Raw genomic sequence first — 18,057 nt, forward strand, 5'->3', positions numbered from 1 at the left:
TTTTGCGGTATGGCATAGGTCGGAGCGGTTAGCGCTGCGGCGGCGCACCAAAGGCGCGGATCACGGTGCGGGCGGCGGCCTCAACCGGGTCATGGGTTTCCTTCAGGATCGTCACCCGGTCGAACCGGTCGGGGTCACGGTTGACGGCCTCGCGTAGGGCGGCGCCGAAGGCCATGCGCAGCTCGGTCCCGATGTTGAACTTGCAGATCGCTGTTTCACGCGCCAGCCGCGCGCGCTGTTCGACGGGCACGCCCGATCCGCCATGGATCACCAGCGGCACATTGGTCACGGCCTGAATCCGGCGGATGCGGTTCTCGTCCAGCCCGCCTTCCTTGTTCTGCTGAAGGTGGACGTTTCCGACCGAGATCGCCATCGCATCCACGCCGGTCTGGGCGGCGAAGGTGGCGGCCTCGTCCGGATCGGTCCCGGCCGAGCCTTCGCCCCCGGAATAGCCGACGAAGCCGATCTCGCCCTCGCACGAGATCCCGGCGGCATGTGCCATTTCGGCAATCGCGGCGGTCTCGTCGATATTCTGCTGCAGGGGCTTGCGCGATCCGTCGAACATCAGCGAGGTGAACCCGCTGTCCAGCGCGATCTTGCACTCCTCGAACGTATAGCCGTGGTCCAGGTGCGCCACGACGGGCACCGAGGCGTTTTCGGCCAGATACCGGAACATCTTGCCCAGGATCGGCAGCGGTGTGTGCTCGCGGCAGCTGGGTCCGGCCTGCAGGATCACCGGGGCGTTCTCGGCCTCGGCCGCGGCGACATAGGCGCGCATATCCTCCCAGCCCAGCGTCACCAGGCCGCCGACGGCATAGCCCTGTTCATAGGCGGGTTGCAGGACGTCTTTGAGCGTAACGAGGGTCATTTGAACTTGGCGATCATGTCTTTGATGCCCGGGATCGTCTCGATCTGATAGGCATGGGTGGGTTGGAAATACTGTACCAGCGATCGTTGGGTCAGCCCGCCGAGGATGGTAAAGTAATACATCTCGTATCCCGGCAGCACGCAGCAGGGGTGATAGCCCTTGTCGATGCAGATCGTCGAGCCATCGACGATGTGATAGGCATCGCCCGGCTCGTTGTCCTCGCGCTGCAACATCTGCAGGCCCGAGCCCCAGTTCGGTTTGAAACGGAAATTGTAGGTCTCGTCATGCCGGGTCTCGTCCGGCAGGCGGTTGGTGTCGTGCTTGTGGCTGGGAAAGCCCGACCAGCCGCCCTGACCCACGGTGAACAGCTCGCTCACCAGCAGGCGGCCGACCTTGTCATGCTGCTTCTGGCCCAGGATATGCTTGATCTTGCGATGGGTCTTGGTGTCGTCGCTGCCATATTGCACCAAGTCATGCTCGCGCACGTCGAACGGGTCCAGCACCTTGTTATACTTTGCGCCGGCCACGAACACCTCGGCCGTATCCGAGACGCAGACCATCTGCGCCCGTGCCCCTGACGGGACATAAGCCCCCTCGGGCTCGCCATCCCAGACATCCTCGCCCCGATTGCCCAGATGGGCAAAGTGCACGCCCTCGACATCCAGATCGACGCTGCCGGTGGCGGGCACGATGCAGGTCTCGTACCCTGGGACCTGGTATTCGAAGGCTTCGCCGCGCTTCAACTTGACGATGTTGAAATAGTTCAGCGGCACGGTCGGATCATCGACATCGACGATGGGTTTGTTCTGGTTGTCGAACGGGGGGATGTGCATCGGGCTCTCCTATCCGGCCGGGGTGGGGCCGGGGTGGGACGCAAGGAAAGCGTCCAGGTCTTCGGTGGTTGGCATGGCGGGCGCGCAGCCTGGTTTGGACACGACGATCGAGGCGCAGGCCGAGCCGCGCAACACCGCCTGTTCCAGCGAATGGCCCGCCGCGACCGAGGCCAGCAGCCCGGCCATGAAGCTGTCGCCCGCGCCGTTGGGTTTGACGGCGGTGACCGGGTAGATGCCGGTGTGGATCTCTTGCCCGTCGGTCAGGGTCACGGCGCCCTTTTCGCCCATCTTGTAGATGACGATGCGGCCGGGTTTCTCGGCCAGATCGCAGGCTTTCCGGAAGCCTTTCTCGATCCCGCCGGCCATGAAGCCGAATTCTTCGTCATTGCCGACGATCATGTCGCTGGCCTCGCCCGCGCGCGACAGCACGTCGGCGGCGACCTGCGCCGAAGGCCAGCTGTAGGGCCGGTAGTCGATGTCGAAGATCACCGGCAGCCCGGCCTTGCGCGCGTTTTCGAAGGCGCGGAACGTGGCGCTGCGCGACGGTTCGGCGGCAAACACGGTTCCGGCCGAGATCGCCGCGCTGAAACGGCCATAGTCGACCCGGTCCATGTCATCTTCGGTGACCTGAAAATCGACGGCGCCGTTTCGGTAGATGACGTTCTGAAAGTCCTCGATGCAGCTTTCATAGACCGCCAAGGACATGCGGTATTCACCGCCGACGACGCGGATGAAAGAGGTGTCGACACCATAGTGATGCAACTTGTTGAGGCAGAACCGCCCAACCGCGTCATCCGAGACGGAGGTGATCAGCGACGCCTGGCTGCCCAGCTTGACCAGACCCGCGCAGATATTCGCGGACGAACCGCCCAAGTCCGCGCGGAACATGTCGGCATGTTCGCTTTTGACACCGACCGGATCGGCGAACATGTCCATGCCAGCGCGCCCGAAAACGGCAAACCGGTTTCCTTTGATGCCGTCGATCAAGTGACTCAAACTGTTCCTCCCAGGCATTTTGATCCCGCCGATCCGATGGACCTTGCATTGGATCGATTCTCACGATACTGATTTTGCAACCGGTTGCAATCAGTATGTTCGGAGCCGCCCAAAATGCGAGAAATCGGAATTGGAATCGTCGGAGGCGGCTATATGGGCAAAGCCCATTCGGTGGCCATGTCCGCCGTGGGCGCCGTGTTCGACACCGCGCTCAGACCGCGGCTCGAGATGATCTGCGCCTCAAGCCCCGACAGCGCCGAACACTACCGCGCCGCCTACGGGTTCCGCCGTGCTACGGCCGACTGGCAGGCGCTGGTCACTGACGCGGCGGTCGAGGCCGTCGTGATCGCCTCGCCCCAATCCACGCACCGGCAGATCGCCGAGGCGGCGCTGGCGCTGGGCAAGCCGGTGCTGTGCGAAAAACCGCTGGGCGCGTCGCTTGAGGACAGCCGTGCCATGGTGGCGGCGGCCGAGGCCTCGGGTACCGTCAACATGGTTGGGTTCAACTATATCCGCACCCCGGCCAGCCAGTTTGCCCGCCAGCTGATCGCCGACGGCGCGATTGGCGACATCACATGGTTCCGCGGTGAACATACCGAGGACTTCTATGCCGACCCCGAGGCCCCCGCGACCTGGCGCACGACCGGCATGGCCAACGGCACCATCGGCGATCTGGCGCCGCACATGGTCAATGGCGCGCTGGCTTTGGTGGGGCCGATCGCGCAGGTCATGGCCGATGTGGAAACCGTTCACCACACCCGCCCGGGCGGCGCAGTGACCAATGACGACCACGCCCAGATGATGTGCCGGTTTGAAAACGGCGTCATGGGGAACCTCTATTTCAGCCGCATCGCGACGGGCCGCAAGATGGGCTATGCCTACGAGATCTCGGGCACCAAGGGCGCGATCCGGTTTGACCAGGAGGATCAGAACGCCCTGTGGCTCTATCGCCGCGAAGGCCCCGAGGCCCAGCGCGGTTTCACCAAGATCCTGACCGGTCCGGCGCATCCCGATTATGAGCCCTTTTGCCAGGGTCCCGGCCACGGCACCGGTTATCAGGATCAGATCATCATCGAGGCCAAGGATTTTCTGACCGCCATTCATTCCGGCCGGAACATCTGGCCGACCTTCCGAGACGGGCACGAGGTCAACCGGGTGCTGGCGGCGGCGCTGGCCTCGGCCGACGGTCGCGGCTGGCAGGACGTCGGCGCGTTCTAGGCCCGGCACGTTTTCCAACATCGTTCGCAGAGAGACCAAGACCATGGCAAAGTTGAAATGGGGCATGATCGGGGGCGGAGAAGGCAGCCAGATCGGGCCCGCCCACCGTCTGGGCGCACAGGCCGACGGCCTGTTCGAATTCGCCGCCGGCGCGCTGGATCACCGGCCCGAGGCGGGGCGCGCCTATGCGCAGCGGCTGGGTGTGCCCGCCGACCGCGCCTATGGCGACTGGCAGGAAATGCTGGCCGGCGAAAAGGACCGGCCCAACCGGATCGACCTTGTAACCATCGCCACCCCGAACGCCACCCATTTCGAGATCGCCAAGGCGTATCTCGAGGCCGGGTTCAACGTGCTGTGCGAAAAGCCGATGACCATGACCGTGGAAGAGGGCGAAGAGATCGTGCGCGTGGCCCGGGAGTCGGGTAAGATCTGTGCGGTCAACTACTGCTATTCGGCCTATCCGATGGTGCGGCAGGCCCGCGCCATGGTCCGCGCCGGCGAGATCGGCAAGGTGCGCCTGGTCGTCACCAATTTCAGCCACGGCCATCATGGGGATGCCACTGACGCGGACAATCCGCGCGTGCGCTGGCGATATGATCCGGCCATGGCGGGCGTGTCGGGGCAATTCGCCGATTGCGGCATCCACGCGCTGCACATGGCCAGCTTCATTTGCGACGACGAGGTCGCGACGCTGTCGGCCGACATGGCCTCGACCATTCCCAGCCGCCAGCTGGAAGACGACGCGATGGTCAATTTCCGCATGGAAGGCGGCACCGTGGGCCGGTTGTGGACCTCGTCCGTGGCGATCGGGCGGCAGCACGGGTTCGATATCCAGGTGTTCGGCGAAACCGGCGGGCTGCGCTGGGCATCGGAACACCCCAACCAGCTGATCTACACCCCGGTCGGTGGACGCACCCAGATCATCGAAAAGGGCGAGGGCGGCCTGCATGAAGACGCGATGCGCCTGTCGCGGGTGGCGATTGCCCATCCCGAGGGCTTTCCGCTGGCCGTAGCCAATATCTATTGCGATCTGGCCGACGCGATCCGGGGCGAGCCGCGCGATGGGCTGCCCGATGCCGCCGATGGCGTCCGCTCGATTGCCGCGGTGCACGCGGCCGTGGCCTCGGCCCGGGCCGAGGGCGCCTGGCAGGACGCGCGCCCGCCGATGTTCCGTTGATCAGGGGCGGGGCCGCAACGTGCCCCGCTCGATCACCCGGCAGGGGAAGATCCGCGCCTCGGGGTAGCGATCGGGCGTTTTCAGCATCTCTTCGACCAGATCGACCGACGCGGTGATGATCTGCTTGATCGGCTGATGGATGGTCGTCAGGTTGATGTATTCCCAGCGCGACATCTCCATGTCGTTCAGGCCGATGATCCCGATGTCGGAACCCGGTTTCAGCCCGTGGTCGGCCAGCGCCGACAGCGCACCGATCGACAGGATGTCGTCGCCGCAGAAATAGGCCTGCGCCGGGTCACCCGCCAGCAGGCGCAGCATCTCGGCCCGGCCGGCCTCGAAGGAGTAGGCCCCGGCGAAAGAGTGGCTGACGGGAACCTGTGGGTGGTTTGCCATTTCCTCGGTAAAGCCCCGTTGCCGGTCCCGTGCCGAGGTCGCATCGATCGGCCCGCCCAGATAGCCCACGCTGGCATAGCCTCGCGAGACCAACTCGCGCGCGGCCATGCGTCCGCATTCCACATTGTCGATGCCCACCACATGCACCTCGGGCGAGGTCGCCGAGCGCCCGAAGGTGTGCACCACCGGCACGCCGGCATCGTGGAACGCCTTGGCAAAGCTGGGCGGCAAGGTCGACGAGGCGACGATCACCGCATCCACCGAATATTGCCGCAGCATGCGCACGGAATTGGCGGGCTCGGTCTCGTCGGTCAGGTTCACGATCAGGGGGCGCAGCCCGCGTTCCTGCAGGGCGCGGGTGAACTGGTCGAAAACCTCAAGAAAGATGGGGTTGTGGAAGTTGTTCGAGATCAGCCCGATCAGCTTGGTCCGCCCCGTCGTCAACGACGAGGCCAGCGCGTTGGGGCTGTAGCCCAGTTCCTTGGCGGCCTTTTCCACTTTGGCGCGGGTCTTGGCCGAGACCGAGGCGCCCGGCGTGAAGGTGCGCGACACCGCCGACCGCGACACCCCGGCCAAGGCCGCAACTTCCTTCAGCGTAACGCCCACTTGCCTGGTCTCCTTCGTGAGGTCGATCGGGTCTGTTGAATGTCGCATCATTGCAAAAATGGTGCAATCGGTTGCAAGGCATTTCCACCCCTGACGTCAGGTTCCAAGACGCTGCGGCCGTGATCCGACATTATGATTCAATTTTCGTCATTATGGCGGAAAAGCCGCCCGTTTCGTCAACTCGATTGCTGTGCCCGGACGGCGGCGCGGTCATACTGGAACCAGAGCAGAGGAGGAGGCGCGCAATGAGTTGGAACATCTGCGTCGTCGGGGCCGGAAAGATCGGACAGATGATCGCCGCCCTGTTGAAGAAATCGCACAATTATACCGTAACCGTGGCCGACCATGACCTGACGGCCTTGTCGGCGTTGAACAGGCAGGGCATCACCACCCGCCAGATCGACGCGGGCGACGAATCCGGGCTGGCACAGGGGCTTGCGGGGTTCGATGCGGTGATCTCGGCCGCACCGTTTTTCCTGACGCCTGCCATCGCCAAGGCAGCCAAGGCGGCGGGTGCGCATTATTTCGACCTGACCGAGGATGTCGCCGCGACCAACGCCGTGCGCGAACTGGCCCGCGACAGCGGCACCGCCTTCATGCCGCAATGCGGATTGGCCCCGGGTTTCGTCGGCATAGCGGGAGCCGCACTGGCGGCCGACTTCGACACGCTGGACAGCCTGCACATGCGAGTGGGCGCGCTGCCGCTCTATCCGACCAATGCGCTGAAATACAATCTGACCTGGTCCACCGATGGGCTGATCAACGAATACTGCAACCCCTGCGACGCCATCGTGAATGGCGAACGGGTCAAGACCGCGCCGCTCGAGGATTACGAGATCATCGGCCATGACGGTGTGGAATACGAATGCTTCAACACTTCGGGCGGCCTGGGCACCTTGCCCGAGACGCTGGCCGGCAAGGCGCGGGCGGTGTCCTATCGCTCGATCCGCTATCCCGGCCATCGCGACATCCTGAAGCTGCTGTTGACCGATCTGGGCCTGGGCCAGCGCCGCGACCTGTTGAAGGACATCTTTGAAACCGCGCTGCCGCGCACCGATCAGGATGTGGTTCTGGTCTATTGCACGGCCAAGGGCATGATCGACGGGGCCCTGCGCGAGAAATCCCTGATCAACAAATCCTTTGCCCGCACCATCGACGGCCAGGTCTGGAGCGCGATCCAGATCACCACCGCCGCCGGCGTTCTGGGCGTGGTCGACCTGATGCGCACCGGCGCGCTGCCCACCCAAGGCTTTGTCCGGCAAGAGCAGGTCGGGCTGGATGACTTCCTGAACACCGAATTCGGCCAGCTGTACCGCGCTGGCGAAGTGACCCCCCAGAACAAGGCGGCCTGAACATGAAAGACGTAGTCATGACTGCAGAACACACACTCGAAAAACTGGGCCTGACGGCAGCCGAGCTGACCGGCGGGTCGCTGGAGGTCCGTTCGCCCATCGACGGCCGCGTGCTGGCGCGGGTGCATGAAACGCCCGTTGCCGACATGGATGCGGTCTTTGCCCGCGCCACGGCAGCCTTCAAGGCCTGGCGCACCGTGCCCGCCCCGCGCCGGGGCGAGCTGATCCGCCTGCTGGGCGAGGAATTGCGCGCTGCCAAGGAAGACCTGGGCGCGCTGGTCAGCTGGGAGGCCGGCAAGATCACCTCGGAAGGTCTGGGCGAAGTGCAGGAGATGATCGACATCTGCGATTTTGCCGTGGGCCTGTCGCGCCAGCTGTATGGCCTGACCATCGCCTCGGAACGCCCCGGCCACCGGATGATGGAGACCTGGCACCCGGCCGGTCCGGTCGGCGTGATCTCGGCCTTCAACTTCCCGGTCGCGGTCTGGTCGTGGAACGCGGCGCTGGCGCTGGTCTGCGGCGATCCGGTGATCTGGAAACCGTCCGAGAAAACGCCCCTGACCGCGATGGCCTGTCAGAAGATCTTTGAAAAGGCCGTGGCCCGGTTCGGCGATGCGCCCGACGGGCTGCTGCAACTGCTGATCGGCGGTGCCGATCTGGGCAAGGCGCTTGTGGCCAGCGAGGCGGTGCCGATCATTTCGGCCACCGGCTCGACCCGGATGGGCCGCGCGGTCGCGCCGATCGTGGCGCAGCGGTTCGGCAAGTGCATCCTGGAGCTGGGCGGCAACAACGCCATGATCGTGGGCCCCTCGGCCGATCTTGAAATGGCGGTGCGGGCCATCGTGTTCTCGGCCGTGGGCACCGCGGGTCAGCGCTGCACCACGCTGCGGCGGCTGATCGTGCACAACTCGATCCGTGCCGATCTGGTTGCGCGGCTGAAAAAGGCCTATGCCGGTCTGCCCATCGGTGACCCGCTGGCCGAAGGCACGCTGGTCGGTCCGCTGGTGGACGAGGCCTCGGGGCAGGCGATGGAGGCCGCACTGAAGGCGGCCGAGGCCGAGGGCGGCACCGTCTTCGGCGGCAAGCGCGTGTCCGACGGCGTGCCCGAGGGCGGTGTCTACATGCAGCCCGCGATCGTCGAAATGCCGGGCCAGACCGAGATCGTAATGACCGAAACCTTTGCGCCGATCCTCTATGTCATGGGCTATGACGGTTTCGACGAGGCGCTCGAGATGCAGAACGACGTGCCGCAGGGCCTGTCGTCTTGCGTGTTCACGCTGAACATGCGCGAGGCGGAACAGTTCCTGTCGCCCGCCGGGTCCGATTGCGGCATCGCCAACGTGAATATCGGCCCCTCGGGCGCCGAGATCGGTGGCGCGTTCGGCGGTGAGAAGGAAACCGGTGGCGGACGCGAAAGCGGTTCGGACGCCTGGAAGGGCTATATGCGGCGCCAGACGAACACCGTGAACTACTCGGCCGAATTGCCATTGGCGCAGGGCGTGAAGTTCGACATCTGAAAACCCGGCCCGGCGGCATAGTGCGGCCGGGCCAACACTTGCGTTCAGTCCGTGAACAGGTAGTCAAGCTGCATGATTGACTGGGCGGTTTCCTCCGAAACCCCAAGGAACCCCGCGATCGCGGCCACGTTCTCGGCCGGGTCAGCGGTTTCGCGCAATCGGAAGAACCTCTCGATCCCGGCACCGCGCAGCTGTTCGGATTCATAGGCCAGATCGCTGCGGATCGTCGGTAACAGGCGTTCGACGGTTGCGGCTGGGCTGTTTTCTCCGGCCAACCCGACCCTGTGGGCGTGGCCGACAAGATACGCGTCTGAATAAGTGCACTCGATTTCAAGCACATGGGTGCGCGCCTTGTCCGAGCAGAAATCCTGTACGATATCCAGACTGGCGGGATCGAGGCAGATGAGCAGCCGGTCGGCGCCGAAGTGATCGTACAGCATCCGGGTGACCGCCCTGCGATGCCGGGATCGTTTGACCAGCGTGGTCTCCAAGCCCCCAAGATCGGGCAGCGGGGCGGTTTCCTCGTTGAACAGGTACTCGATGCAGGGCAGGTTGGTCTCAGAGGCGATCTGGTCGATCAGCCGCTTGGCCACATGCCACTTCTTGCAGACGACCATGTACAGATCGCGATCGGCGCCCAGCGTGTTGGCGGTTTCCCAGAAGCGGGGTGCATACCGGCGTCCCACGCGGCCACGGCCGGTCAGAAATCCGTGCAGATTCCGACCCTCGTTCGAGATCTGGAACGCGACCCCTTCGCTGGCATAGAGCGCACCCAATTTCTGCTTCAGCAACTGCGCCTCGGGGCTGATCTTGCGGGCGAACAGGTAATCTTGGGTCAGCAGCAGGTCGTAGTGATCGTTGTAAAACGTCACCGGCATCCCGTAGTCCGAGAACATCAAGAAAGTCAGCGTACGGTTTTCGATTTCGATTTTCGGGATCAGGTGGCGCACGAGGGTCTGAAAGAACGTCTCGTCCGGAATCCAGGTGGTCGAGAAAAAACGGACCACGTCCCGGCGCTGGCGCAGGAAATCCAGGATCATCTCGATTGTCCGGCGGCGAAGGCACCACCACTGGCTGCCGATCATGATCTGGAGATCCTCCGGGATCTCGCGGGTCAGGCCGAGACGTTTCTGGGCCTCGTAGGCGGCATAGAACAGTTTGCTCTGCGTGCGTTCGTTGAAATAGTGGCGATAGATCAGCCGGTCTTCCTTCATGCCGGTCTTGATCCAGTCGCTTTCGAAAAAGTCGTGGCTTTCGATGAAATCCTTGTCGGTTTCATCCAGAAACCGATGCGCATATTCCGCGGTCTTTATCGCCATGCAGTCGCCCGACAGCATGTAGAAATGGGTGGCTCGCGGGAAGGCCTCGACCGCAGCTTGCACCGCGTTCAGTGTTGCCTGCACCAGCGACCATTCCCCCCAGCCACATTTGATCCGCCTGGCCGCGAAGGTCACATTGGGATTGCTTTTCAGGGCCGTCTGGATTCGGTCAAAGTCTCCTGCGGATGCGCTGGCGTCGAAATGGATGGCCATGCAGTCCCCTGCGGCCGTCAGCCGTTCGGCCTGTGCGATAATCGCGTCAGGGTCTTTGTGACACAGCAGAATGTAGGCGATCTTGGCCATTGGCGTTGCATGAAGTCCGTTACTGCCCGGTTCCAACCGTGATACTGAGGATGAGCGATTGAATAAACAGAATATTTTTGCTTCTCTGGCGTCAAAAGCTGGCGCATAACCTTGAGACTCGGCCGGCTAAGGAGGCATGGCAGATGGGATTTCCCGGTACATGGATGACCGAAAGCGAAAGCATGGTCTATCGCGTCGTGCCCAAATGCGCCTGCTCGACCATCGGGCAGATCATGTATTACTCGGATCACGGTCGGTTCTTTGACGGCGATATCCACGACGCCAAAGACGGGATGCACAAATGGGCGTTTGACCACAGCCAGGATGTGATTTCGGCCAATGTGCGCGGACACAGGTCGTTCGCCTTCACCTGCGTGCGCAACCCCTACACGCGGATCCTCAGTTCGTTCTTCGACAAGATCTGCGGCATTCAGCGCAACGGGAAACGGTACCGGGGCAATCTGGTGCCGACGCTGATCTACAATTACGGGATCGAGGTCGGGGGTGAGGACGGCAAGGGCGAATTCGACCAGATCGCCAGCTTCCGCCGGTTTCTTCTGTTTGCCCGCGACACGATCCGTTGGCGGCGGCCAATGGACCCGGACATTCACTGGTCGGCCATGTCGGGGCATGTGTCGACCTTCATAGTGAATGGCGGGCGCTATGACCGGATTTTCTGGACCGAAAAATTCAACGACGGGATGCAAGGCGTGCTGGACGCGCTGGAAACCCCGCATCCCGTGACCCTGTCCGAGATTCCGCGCTTCAACGAATCCGAGGGCCACGGCCCCAAACGTGCGAACCGGGTCGAGGACTATTTCGACGACCTGTCGATGCATCTGGTCTATGAGATCTACAAACAGGATTTCGAACTGTTCAAATACGATTTCGAGAACCCGGCCAACAAGATGCCGACAGGTGAAATCGACTTGGATGAGATTCACGCCAAGTTGGGTGATTGATCCTACAGGCAGGGGCGCTCCCGTCCATCGTCGATGTCTCTGGCGAGACATCTCCTCTGGTTGGGCCGGGCGCCGCGCACGGCGCGGCGCCCGGCCCAAGACTGAAGGAGGCAGCGGCGCAGCCGATGGGTCCTGTCAGGCGCGGGAGCACTTCGGTTTCAGGCAACGGACCGGCCCGCATGACGCGGGCCGTCAGCGTTCAGACCTGACGCACCGCGCCTTTTGCAGCGCTGGTGGCCAGCTTCGCATAGGCCTTCAGTGCCGTGGACACCTTGCGCTTGCGCGGTGCAGCGGGAACCCAGCCCTTTTCGTCCTGGACTTCCCTGCGGGCTGCCAGCTCTTCGTCGGACACGGCGAGGTGGATCGAGCGGTTGGGGATGTCGATTTCGATCGTGTCCCCGTTCTGCACCAGACCGATCTCACCGCCTTCGGCCGCCTCGGGTGAGACGTGCCCGATCGACAGACCCGAAGTGCCGCCCGAGAAGCGACCGTCGGTCAGCAGCGCACAGGCTTTGCCCAGACCTTTGGATTTCAGGTACGAGGTCGGGTACAGCATCTCCTGCATACCGGGCCCGCCGCGGGGGCCTTCATAGCGGATCACGACCACGTCGCCTTCCGTGACCTTGCCGGTCAGGATGTCGTTCACCGCCTGGTCCTGGCTTTCGCAGACATAGGCGGTGCCGGTGAATTTCAGGATGTTCTCATCCACACCTGCGGTCTTCACGATGCAGCCGTCGCGCGCGATGTTGCCGAACAGAACGGCCAGACCGCCATCCTGACTGAACGCATGGTCCTTGGACCGGATCACGCCGTTTGCCCGGTCCGTGTCCAGTTCCTTGTAGCGGTTCGACTGGCTGAACGCCTGGGTCGTGCGCACGCCACCGGGGGCGGCCTGGAACAGCTCTTGCGCTTTGGGGTTGTTGGTCACCGTGATGTCCCAGTTGGCGATGGCCTCGGCCATGGTGGCCGAATGCACCGTGCAGCAGTCGTCATGCAGCAGACCGGCGCGGCTCAACTCACCCAGGATCGAGAAGATGCCACCCGCGCGATGCACATCCTCCATGTGGACGTTTTCGGTGTTGGGCGCGACCTTGCACAGGCAGGGCACCTTGCGGCTCAGCCGATCCATGTCGGACATGGTGAAATCCACCCCACCCTCATGCGCGATGGCCAGCAGGTGCAGCACCGTGTTGGTCGAGCCGCCCATGGCGATGTCCAGGCTCATGGCGTTTTCGAAGGCCTCGAAGGTCGCGATCTCGCGCGGGAGGAAGCCTTTTTCGTTCAGCTCATAGTGGCGCTTGGTGATTTCGACGATGCGGCGGCCGGCCTCCAGGAACAGCTCCTTGCGGTCGGCATGGGTGGCTAGCGTCGAGCCATTGCCCGGCAGCGCCAGACCCAGCGCCTCGGCCAGGCAGTTCATCGAGTTCGCGGTGAACATGCCCGAGCACGATCCGCAGGTGGGGCAGGCGTTTTCTTCGATATGTTTGACCTGCTCGTCGGTGTATTTGTCATCGGCGGCGGCGACCATGGCATCGACCAGGTCGATCTTCTTCACATCCAGATCGGCGATGTCGATCTTGCCGGCCTCCATCGGCCCGCCCGAGACGAAGATGGCCGGGATGTTCAGGCGCATCGCTGCCATCAGCATGCCCGGGGTGATCTTGTCGCAGTTCGAGATGCAGACCATCGCATCGGCACAGTGTGCGTTGACCATGTATTCGACGCTGTCGGCGATGATCTCGCGCGAGGGCAGCGAATACAGCATGCCGTCATGGCCCATGGCGATGCCGTCATCGACGGCGATGGTGTTGAACTCTTTGGCCACGCCGCCGGCGGCCTCGACCTCGCGGGCGACCATCTGACCCAGATCCTTGAGGTGGACGTGCCCCGGCACGAATTGCGTGAACGAGTTGACGATGGCGATGATCGGTTTGCCGAAATCGTCGTCGCCCATCCCAGTGGCGCGCCACAGGCCGCGGGCACCGGCCATGTTGCGGCCATGGGTCGAAGTTCTGGATCGGTACATTGGCATGATGCTGTTTCCCTTTTGCCCAGTTGCAAAACCGGGGGTGCGTGCGTTATAGCGCACGTAGCACATGTGCGTTATAACGCACAAGGTAAATCGCGGGACGTGGCCATGGAATCGGATGACATCACCCTGAAACTCAGAGACGTCCGTGCGGCATCGGGGCTGAGCCTGGCCAAAGTGGCCGAGTTGACCGGAGTCAGCAAGGCCATGCTGGGCCAGATCGAGCGCGGCGAATCAAGTCCCACCATCGCGACGCTGTGGAAGATCGCCAAAGGGTTCCAGATGCCACTGAGCGCGCTGATCGGCACCAGCGCCCTGCGCGATCCGGCGGATGCGGCCCGGTTCCGCACCGTGACCTTTCCGGGCAGTCTGAAGGTCAAGATCGTCTTTCCTTTCGACCCGGTTCTGGGGGCCGAGACCTTTCACGTTGAACTGGACCGCAACCAATGCCACGAATCCCCCGCCCATGCCGCCGGCGTAACCGAGGAAGTCTTTGTGCTGAGCGGCGCGCTCGAGGTGCTGCGGAACGGCGAATGGGTGCCGCTGAGCGCGGGCCAGGGGTTGCGCTTTCCGGCCGACCTGCCGCATGGCTATCGCGCCGGGCCCGAGGGCGCGGCGTTTCTGAACATGCATCACTACGGACATCGGCCCGCCACCGCCGCGGCCGGTTGATACGGCAGAAGGAGATGACCCTATGACGGACTTCCTGAACGCCCTGACCTTGGCCGATGGCATCGGGTCCTTCGGGGCGCTGATCGTGGTCGCGGCTTATTTCGCCACCCAGATGCGGATGATGAATTCCGACGATCTGGCCTTTCCGGTGGTCAACCTAGTGGGGTCGGTTCTGATCGTCTATTCGCTGCTGCAGAACTTCAACCTGGCCTCGATGCTGATCGAAAGTTTCTGGATCGCCATCAGCGTGATCGGCATCATCCAGCATTTCCGCCTGCGACGGGCGCGATAGGGCCGCAGGGACCCGATCCAGCCTTGAACCCGCACCTTTGCGCGTATAGGGAAATCCCTGCGCGTAAAGGGGAGGCTTTGATGCTGGACGATCCAAAAACCCTGGTTTCCACCGAGTGGCTTGCCGCCCACCTCAAGGACCCGGATCTGAGGATCCTCGACGCCTCGTGGTACCTGCCGCAGCAGGGGCGCGACGCCCGCGCCGAATACGAGGCCGGACATATTCCCGGCGCGCGGTTCTTCGACATCGACGAGATCTCGGACCACCGTTCGGACCTGCCGCACATGGCGCCTCCGGTCGAGAAATTCATGTCGCGCCTGCGGGCCATGGGCGTGGGCGACGGCCATCAGGTCGTGGTCTATGACGGCGCGGGCCTGTTCTCGGCGGCGCGGGTCTGGTGGCTATTCCGCCTGATGGGGCAGGAGAACATCGCCGTTCTGGACGGCGGCCTGCCCAAATGGGTTGCCGAGGGGCGCGAGATCGAGGATCTGCCCCCCGTCATACGCGATCGCCACATGACCGTGCGCGTGCAGAACCACATTGTCCGCGACGTGACCCAGGTCTCAGCCGCCGCCAAGCTGGCCGATCACGAAATCATCGACGCCCGCGCCGCGGACCGTTTCGCCGGAACCCAGCCTGAACCGCGCGAAGGTTTGAGGGCAGGGCACATCCCCGGTTCGCGCAACGTGCCCTTCGGACAATTGCTGAACCCCGAAGGCACCATGAAATCGCCCGAAGAATGCCGTGCCGTGTTCGAAGCCGCAGGCGTCGATCTGTCGAAGCCTGCCATCACCACCTGCGGGTCGGGCGTGACCGCCGCGATCCTCAGCCTTGCGCTCGAGCGCATGGGCAAGAAAGACCATTCGCTTTATGACGGCAGCTGGGCCGAATGGGGCGCTTTCCCGACCCTGCCCGTCGCAACCGGAGACTCCTGATGTTTGAAAACCTCAAGCCGCAGCCAGCCGACAAGATCCTGGCCCTGATGCAGATGTATCGCGAGGACCCGCGCGAGCAGAAGATTGATCTGGGTGTCGGCGTCTACAAAGACGCCAATGGGGTGACCCCGGTGATGCGGGCGGTCAAGGCCGCCGAGCAGCGGATCTGGGAAGAGCAGGACTCAAAGGCCTATACTGGGCTGGCCGGTGATCCGGTCTATGCCGATGCGATGATCAGCCTGATACTCGGCACCAGCGTGCCGCGCGCCAACATCGCCGCCGTGGCCACCCCGGGCGGCACCGGTGCCTGCCGTCAGGCATTCGAGCTGATCCGTATGGCCAACCCCTCGGCCCGGGTGTTCGTGTCGAACCCGACCTGGCCGAACCACATCTCGATCCTGAACTATCTGGGCATCGAAACCGTCGCCTACCGCTATTTCGACGAGGAAACCCGTGGCGTCGATTTCGACGGCATGATTGAGGACCTCAAGACCGCCAACGCGGGTGACGTGGTGCTGCTGCATGGCTGCTGCCACAACCCGACCGGCGCCAACCTGAACATGGTCCAGTGGCAAGAGGTGGTGAACCTGATCAACGACCGCGGCCTGGTGGCGATGATCGACATCGCCTATCAGGGTTTTGGCGACGGTCTGAACGAGGATGCGCAGGCGACACGGCTTGTCGCTGCGTCGGTCAAGGAATGCCTGATCGCGGCGTCCTGTTCGAAGAATTTCGGTGTCTATCGCGAGAGGACCGGCCTGCTGATGGCTATCAGCGCCGATGCCGGCCAGACCGCGCTGAACCAGGGCACGCTGGCGTTTCTGAACCGCCAGAACTACTCGTTCCCGCCGGATCACGGCGCGCGCGTAGTGACCACGATTTTGATGGATGAGGGCCTGCGCGCCGACTGGATGGCCGAACTGGAGGAGGTTCGCCTGTCGATGCTGGGCCTGCGCCGCCAGCTGGCGGACGAGCTGCAGCGGCTGAGCGGATCGGACCGGTTCGGCTTCCTGGCCCAACACCGCGGCATGTTCTCGCGCCTGGGCGCTGCGCCCGAGCTGGTCGAGAAGCTGCGGGTCGAGCACGGCATCTACATGGTCGGCGACAGCCGCATGAACATTGCCGGGTTGAACGAGGCCACCGTGCCGATCCTGGCCAAGGCCATCATCGACGTCGGCGTCTGAGATAAGGCATTTCAAAAAAGAAACCCGGGCACGAATGCCCGGGTTTTTTGTTTGGATTGAAGAGAGCTCAGCCCTTCGAGAACTCGGGATAGGCTTCCATGCCCAGTTCGCCCATGTCGAGGCCGTTGATCTCTTCTTCCTCGCCAACCCGCAGGCCGACAGTGGCTTTGAGGATCGAGAACAGGATGTAGCTGACCACGAAGACGAAGATCCCGATGGCCGCAAAGCCGATGATCTGGGTCACGAAGGACGCGTCGCCGTTGGTCCAGGCCACGATGAAGGTGCCCCAAAAGCCCGCGATCAGGTGAACCGGGATGGCGCCGACCACGTCGTCGATCTTCATCTTGTCCAGCAGCGGCACGGTGTAGACCACGATCACGCCACCGATGCCGCCGATGATCAGCGCTTGGAACAGCGACGGTGCCAGCGGTTCGGCGGTGATCGAGACCAGCCCGGCCAGCGCACCGTTCAGCACCATGGTCAGGTCTACCTTGCCGTACATCACCTGGGTCAGGATCAGGGCAGCGACAGCGCCGGCGGCGGCGGCCATGTTGGTGTTGGCGAAGATGCGGCTGATGTCAGCCATGTCGCCGATCGTGCCCATGGCCAGCTGCGATCCGCCATTGAAGCCGAACCAGCCCAGCCACAGGATGAACGTACCCAGGGTGGCAAGCGCCAGGTTCGAGCCGGGGATCGGAACGACCTTGCCGTCCTTGCTGTATTTGCCGATCCGGGGGCCCAGCACGATGGCACCGGCCAGTGCGGCAAAGCCACCTGCGGCATGCACCAGGGTCGAGCCCGCGAAGTCGCTGAAGCCCATTTCGGACAGCCAGCCGCCGCCCCACTGCCACGATGCTTCGATCGGGTAGATGACACCGGTCAGGACGATCACGAAGATGAAGAAGGGCCACAGCTTGACCCGCTCGGCCATGGTGCCCGACACGATCGAGGCGGTGGTGGCGCAGAACATCAGCTGGAAGAAGAAGTCCGAACCGACCGACGCATAGGACAGATCGGTTTCGACGCCATCAAGGCCGACCGGTTCGAGCGAGGTGGGCGAGAATGCGCCCAGAATGCCGGTGATGGTCCAGCCGTCGCCCGGATACATCAGGTTGAAGCCGACCAGCCAGTACATGATGGCGGCAAAGGAAAACAGGCCGATGTTCTTGACCAGCTGCATGGCCACGTTCTTGGAGCGCACCAGACCTGCCTCGAGCATGGCAAAGCCTGCGGCCATCCAGAACACCAGGAAGCCGCCCATCAGGAACAGCAGCGAGGTCAGGATATATTGCGTATGCTGCGCGGTTTCGCCGGTTGCGGCGGCCTCCTGCGCCAGGCCCATCTGCGGCAGCGCGACGATCGCGGCGGCAGGGATGAGTGATTTCATCAGGTTCATGTTCA

General features: G+C 63.4%; 16 protein-coding genes. 9 read left to right on the top strand and 7 right to left on the bottom strand.

All coding sequences use genetic code 11. The features are described 5' to 3' along the window. Nucleotides 1-28 precede the first annotated feature (28 nt). The 3 genes from ACR0CU_RS15080 to ACR0CU_RS15090 are packed head-to-tail and all read right to left on the bottom strand — an operon-like array spanning nt 29 to nt 2,715. The gene (locus ACR0CU_RS15080) at nt 29-868 is read right to left on the bottom strand and encodes a class II fructose-bisphosphate aldolase (RefSeq protein ID WP_170448735.1); all 840 of its coding nucleotides are present in this window, start codon (nt 866-868) and stop codon (nt 29-31) included. Continuing rightward, nucleotides 865-1,701 (bottom strand): 5-deoxy-glucuronate isomerase, encoded by an 837-nt coding sequence (locus tag ACR0CU_RS15085; protein ID WP_170448733.1) that lies wholly within the window; start codon nt 1,699-1,701, stop codon nt 865-867. Before ACR0CU_RS15085 ends, ACR0CU_RS15080 begins: the two co-directional genes overlap by 4 nt. A gap of 9 nt (nt 1,702-1,710) precedes the next feature. Further along, a complete protein-coding gene (locus ACR0CU_RS15090) occupies nt 1,711-2,715 on the bottom strand; it encodes a PfkB family carbohydrate kinase (RefSeq protein WP_170343193.1) in 1,005 nt (334 codons plus the stop codon). Between the two features lie 96 nt (nt 2,716-2,811). On the opposite strand from ACR0CU_RS15090, the gene ACR0CU_RS15095 reads away from it, so the two are divergent. Continuing rightward, nucleotides 2,812-3,915 carry a Gfo/Idh/MocA family protein gene (locus tag ACR0CU_RS15095; protein WP_170448731.1) on the top strand — a complete coding sequence of 368 codons (1,104 nt, stop codon included), beginning with the start codon at nt 2,812-2,814 and terminating at the stop codon, nt 3,913-3,915. 43 nt (nt 3,916-3,958) lie between these two features. Next, entirely contained in the window at nt 3,959-5,092 is a 1,134-nt protein-coding gene (locus ACR0CU_RS15100; RefSeq protein WP_170367494.1) for a Gfo/Idh/MocA family protein, read from the top strand. Here the strand turns inward: ACR0CU_RS15100 and ACR0CU_RS15105 are convergent, their stop codons facing one another. Continuing rightward, nucleotides 5,093-6,091, bottom strand: coding sequence for a LacI family DNA-binding transcriptional regulator (locus ACR0CU_RS15105; RefSeq protein WP_170343223.1), 999 nt, complete (start codon nt 6,089-6,091; stop codon nt 5,093-5,095). 245 nt (nt 6,092-6,336) lie between these two features. On the opposite strand from ACR0CU_RS15105, the gene ACR0CU_RS15110 reads away from it, so the two are divergent. Further along, the gene (locus ACR0CU_RS15110; protein WP_170372527.1) at nt 6,337-7,443 is read left to right on the top strand and encodes a saccharopine dehydrogenase family protein; all 1,107 of its coding nucleotides are present in this window, start codon (nt 6,337-6,339) and stop codon (nt 7,441-7,443) included. A 17-nt stretch (nt 7,444-7,460) separates the two neighbouring features. After that, a complete protein-coding gene (gene amaB / locus ACR0CU_RS15115) occupies nt 7,461-8,960 on the top strand; it encodes an L-piperidine-6-carboxylate dehydrogenase (RefSeq protein WP_437342653.1) in 1,500 nt (499 codons plus the stop codon). A 44-nt stretch (nt 8,961-9,004) separates the two neighbouring features. On the opposite strand, the gene ACR0CU_RS15120 is transcribed toward amaB, so the two are convergent. Then, nucleotides 9,005-10,582 (bottom strand): DUF5928 domain-containing protein, encoded by a 1,578-nt coding sequence (locus ACR0CU_RS15120; RefSeq protein WP_170448729.1) that lies wholly within the window; start codon nt 10,580-10,582, stop codon nt 9,005-9,007. Nucleotides 10,583-10,725: 143 nt separating this feature from the next. On the opposite strand from ACR0CU_RS15120, the gene ACR0CU_RS15125 reads away from it, so the two are divergent. Next, nucleotides 10,726-11,544: a sulfotransferase family protein gene (locus ACR0CU_RS15125; RefSeq protein WP_170448728.1), complete on the top strand. Its 819-nt coding sequence runs from the start codon at nt 10,726-10,728 to the stop codon at nt 11,542-11,544. A gap of 199 nt (nt 11,545-11,743) precedes the next feature. Here the strand turns inward: ACR0CU_RS15125 and ilvD are convergent, their stop codons facing one another. After that, nucleotides 11,744-13,576: a dihydroxy-acid dehydratase gene (gene ilvD / locus ACR0CU_RS15130; protein WP_170448726.1), complete on the bottom strand. Its 1,833-nt coding sequence runs from the start codon at nt 13,574-13,576 to the stop codon at nt 11,744-11,746. A 105-nt stretch (nt 13,577-13,681) separates the two neighbouring features. Between ilvD and ACR0CU_RS15135 the strand changes: the two genes are divergently transcribed. From ACR0CU_RS15135 to ACR0CU_RS15150, 4 genes are all read left to right on the top strand, one after another. Continuing rightward, nucleotides 13,682-14,245: a helix-turn-helix domain-containing protein gene (locus ACR0CU_RS15135; RefSeq protein ID WP_170448724.1), complete on the top strand. Its 564-nt coding sequence runs from the start codon at nt 13,682-13,684 to the stop codon at nt 14,243-14,245. 22 nt (nt 14,246-14,267) lie between these two features. Beyond that, nucleotides 14,268-14,537 (top strand): CBU_0592 family membrane protein, encoded by a 270-nt coding sequence (locus tag ACR0CU_RS15140; RefSeq protein WP_170359828.1) that lies wholly within the window; start codon nt 14,268-14,270, stop codon nt 14,535-14,537. An 80-nt stretch (nt 14,538-14,617) separates the two neighbouring features. Beyond that, nucleotides 14,618-15,472 carry a 3-mercaptopyruvate sulfurtransferase gene (gene sseA, locus ACR0CU_RS15145; RefSeq protein WP_170448722.1) on the top strand — a complete coding sequence of 285 codons (855 nt, stop codon included), beginning with the start codon at nt 14,618-14,620 and terminating at the stop codon, nt 15,470-15,472. Then, nucleotides 15,472-16,656, top strand: coding sequence for an amino acid aminotransferase (locus tag ACR0CU_RS15150; RefSeq protein ID WP_170448721.1), 1,185 nt, complete (start codon nt 15,472-15,474; stop codon nt 16,654-16,656). The genes sseA and ACR0CU_RS15150 overlap by 1 nt, the downstream gene beginning before the upstream one ends. 67 nt (nt 16,657-16,723) lie before the next feature. Here the strand turns inward: ACR0CU_RS15150 and ACR0CU_RS15155 are convergent, their stop codons facing one another. Continuing rightward, complete coding sequence (locus tag ACR0CU_RS15155) at nt 16,724-18,052, bottom strand: ammonium transporter (protein ID WP_093963690.1); 1,329 nt, start codon at nt 18,050-18,052, stop codon at nt 16,724-16,726. Nucleotides 18,053-18,057: the final 5 nt, after the last annotated feature.

The sequence above is a fragment of the Ruegeria sp. BC2 genome, assembly GCF_056539245.1.

Bases quoted from the DNA above. Each gene is read 5' to 3' on its own strand.
- ACR0CU_RS15085 (WP_170448733.1), bottom strand. From the start codon at position 1,701: ATGCACATCCCCCCGTTCGACAACCAGAACAAACCCATCGTCGATGTC.
- ACR0CU_RS15090 (WP_170343193.1), bottom strand. From the start codon at position 2,715: ATGCCTGGGAGGAACAGTTTGAGTCACTTGATCGACGGCATCAAAGGA.
- ACR0CU_RS15100 (WP_170367494.1), top strand. From the start codon at position 3,959: ATGGCAAAGTTGAAATGGGGCATGATCGGGGGCGGAGAAGGCAGCCAG.
- ACR0CU_RS15135 (WP_170448724.1), top strand. From the start codon at position 13,682: ATGGAATCGGATGACATCACCCTGAAACTCAGAGACGTCCGTGCGGCA.
- sseA (WP_170448722.1), top strand. From the start codon at position 14,618: ATGCTGGACGATCCAAAAACCCTGGTTTCCACCGAGTGGCTTGCCGCC.
- ACR0CU_RS15125 (WP_170448728.1), top strand. From the start codon at position 10,726: ATGGGATTTCCCGGTACATGGATGACCGAAAGCGAAAGCATGGTCTAT.
- amaB (WP_437342653.1), top strand. From the start codon at position 7,461: ATGACTGCAGAACACACACTCGAAAAACTGGGCCTGACGGCAGCCGAG.
- ACR0CU_RS15140 (WP_170359828.1), top strand. From the start codon at position 14,268: ATGACGGACTTCCTGAACGCCCTGACCTTGGCCGATGGCATCGGGTCC.
- ACR0CU_RS15095 (WP_170448731.1), top strand. From the start codon at position 2,812: ATGCGAGAAATCGGAATTGGAATCGTCGGAGGCGGCTATATGGGCAAA.
- ACR0CU_RS15120 (WP_170448729.1), bottom strand. From the start codon at position 10,582: ATGGCCAAGATCGCCTACATTCTGCTGTGTCACAAAGACCCTGACGCG.
- ilvD (WP_170448726.1), bottom strand. From the start codon at position 13,576: ATGCCAATGTACCGATCCAGAACTTCGACCCATGGCCGCAACATGGCC.
- ACR0CU_RS15080 (WP_170448735.1), bottom strand. From the start codon at position 868: ATGACCCTCGTTACGCTCAAAGACGTCCTGCAACCCGCCTATGAACAG.
- ACR0CU_RS15110 (WP_170372527.1), top strand. From the start codon at position 6,337: ATGAGTTGGAACATCTGCGTCGTCGGGGCCGGAAAGATCGGACAGATG.
- ACR0CU_RS15150 (WP_170448721.1), top strand. From the start codon at position 15,472: ATGTTTGAAAACCTCAAGCCGCAGCCAGCCGACAAGATCCTGGCCCTG.
- ACR0CU_RS15155 (WP_093963690.1), bottom strand. From the start codon at position 18,052: ATGAACCTGATGAAATCACTCATCCCTGCCGCCGCGATCGTCGCGCTG.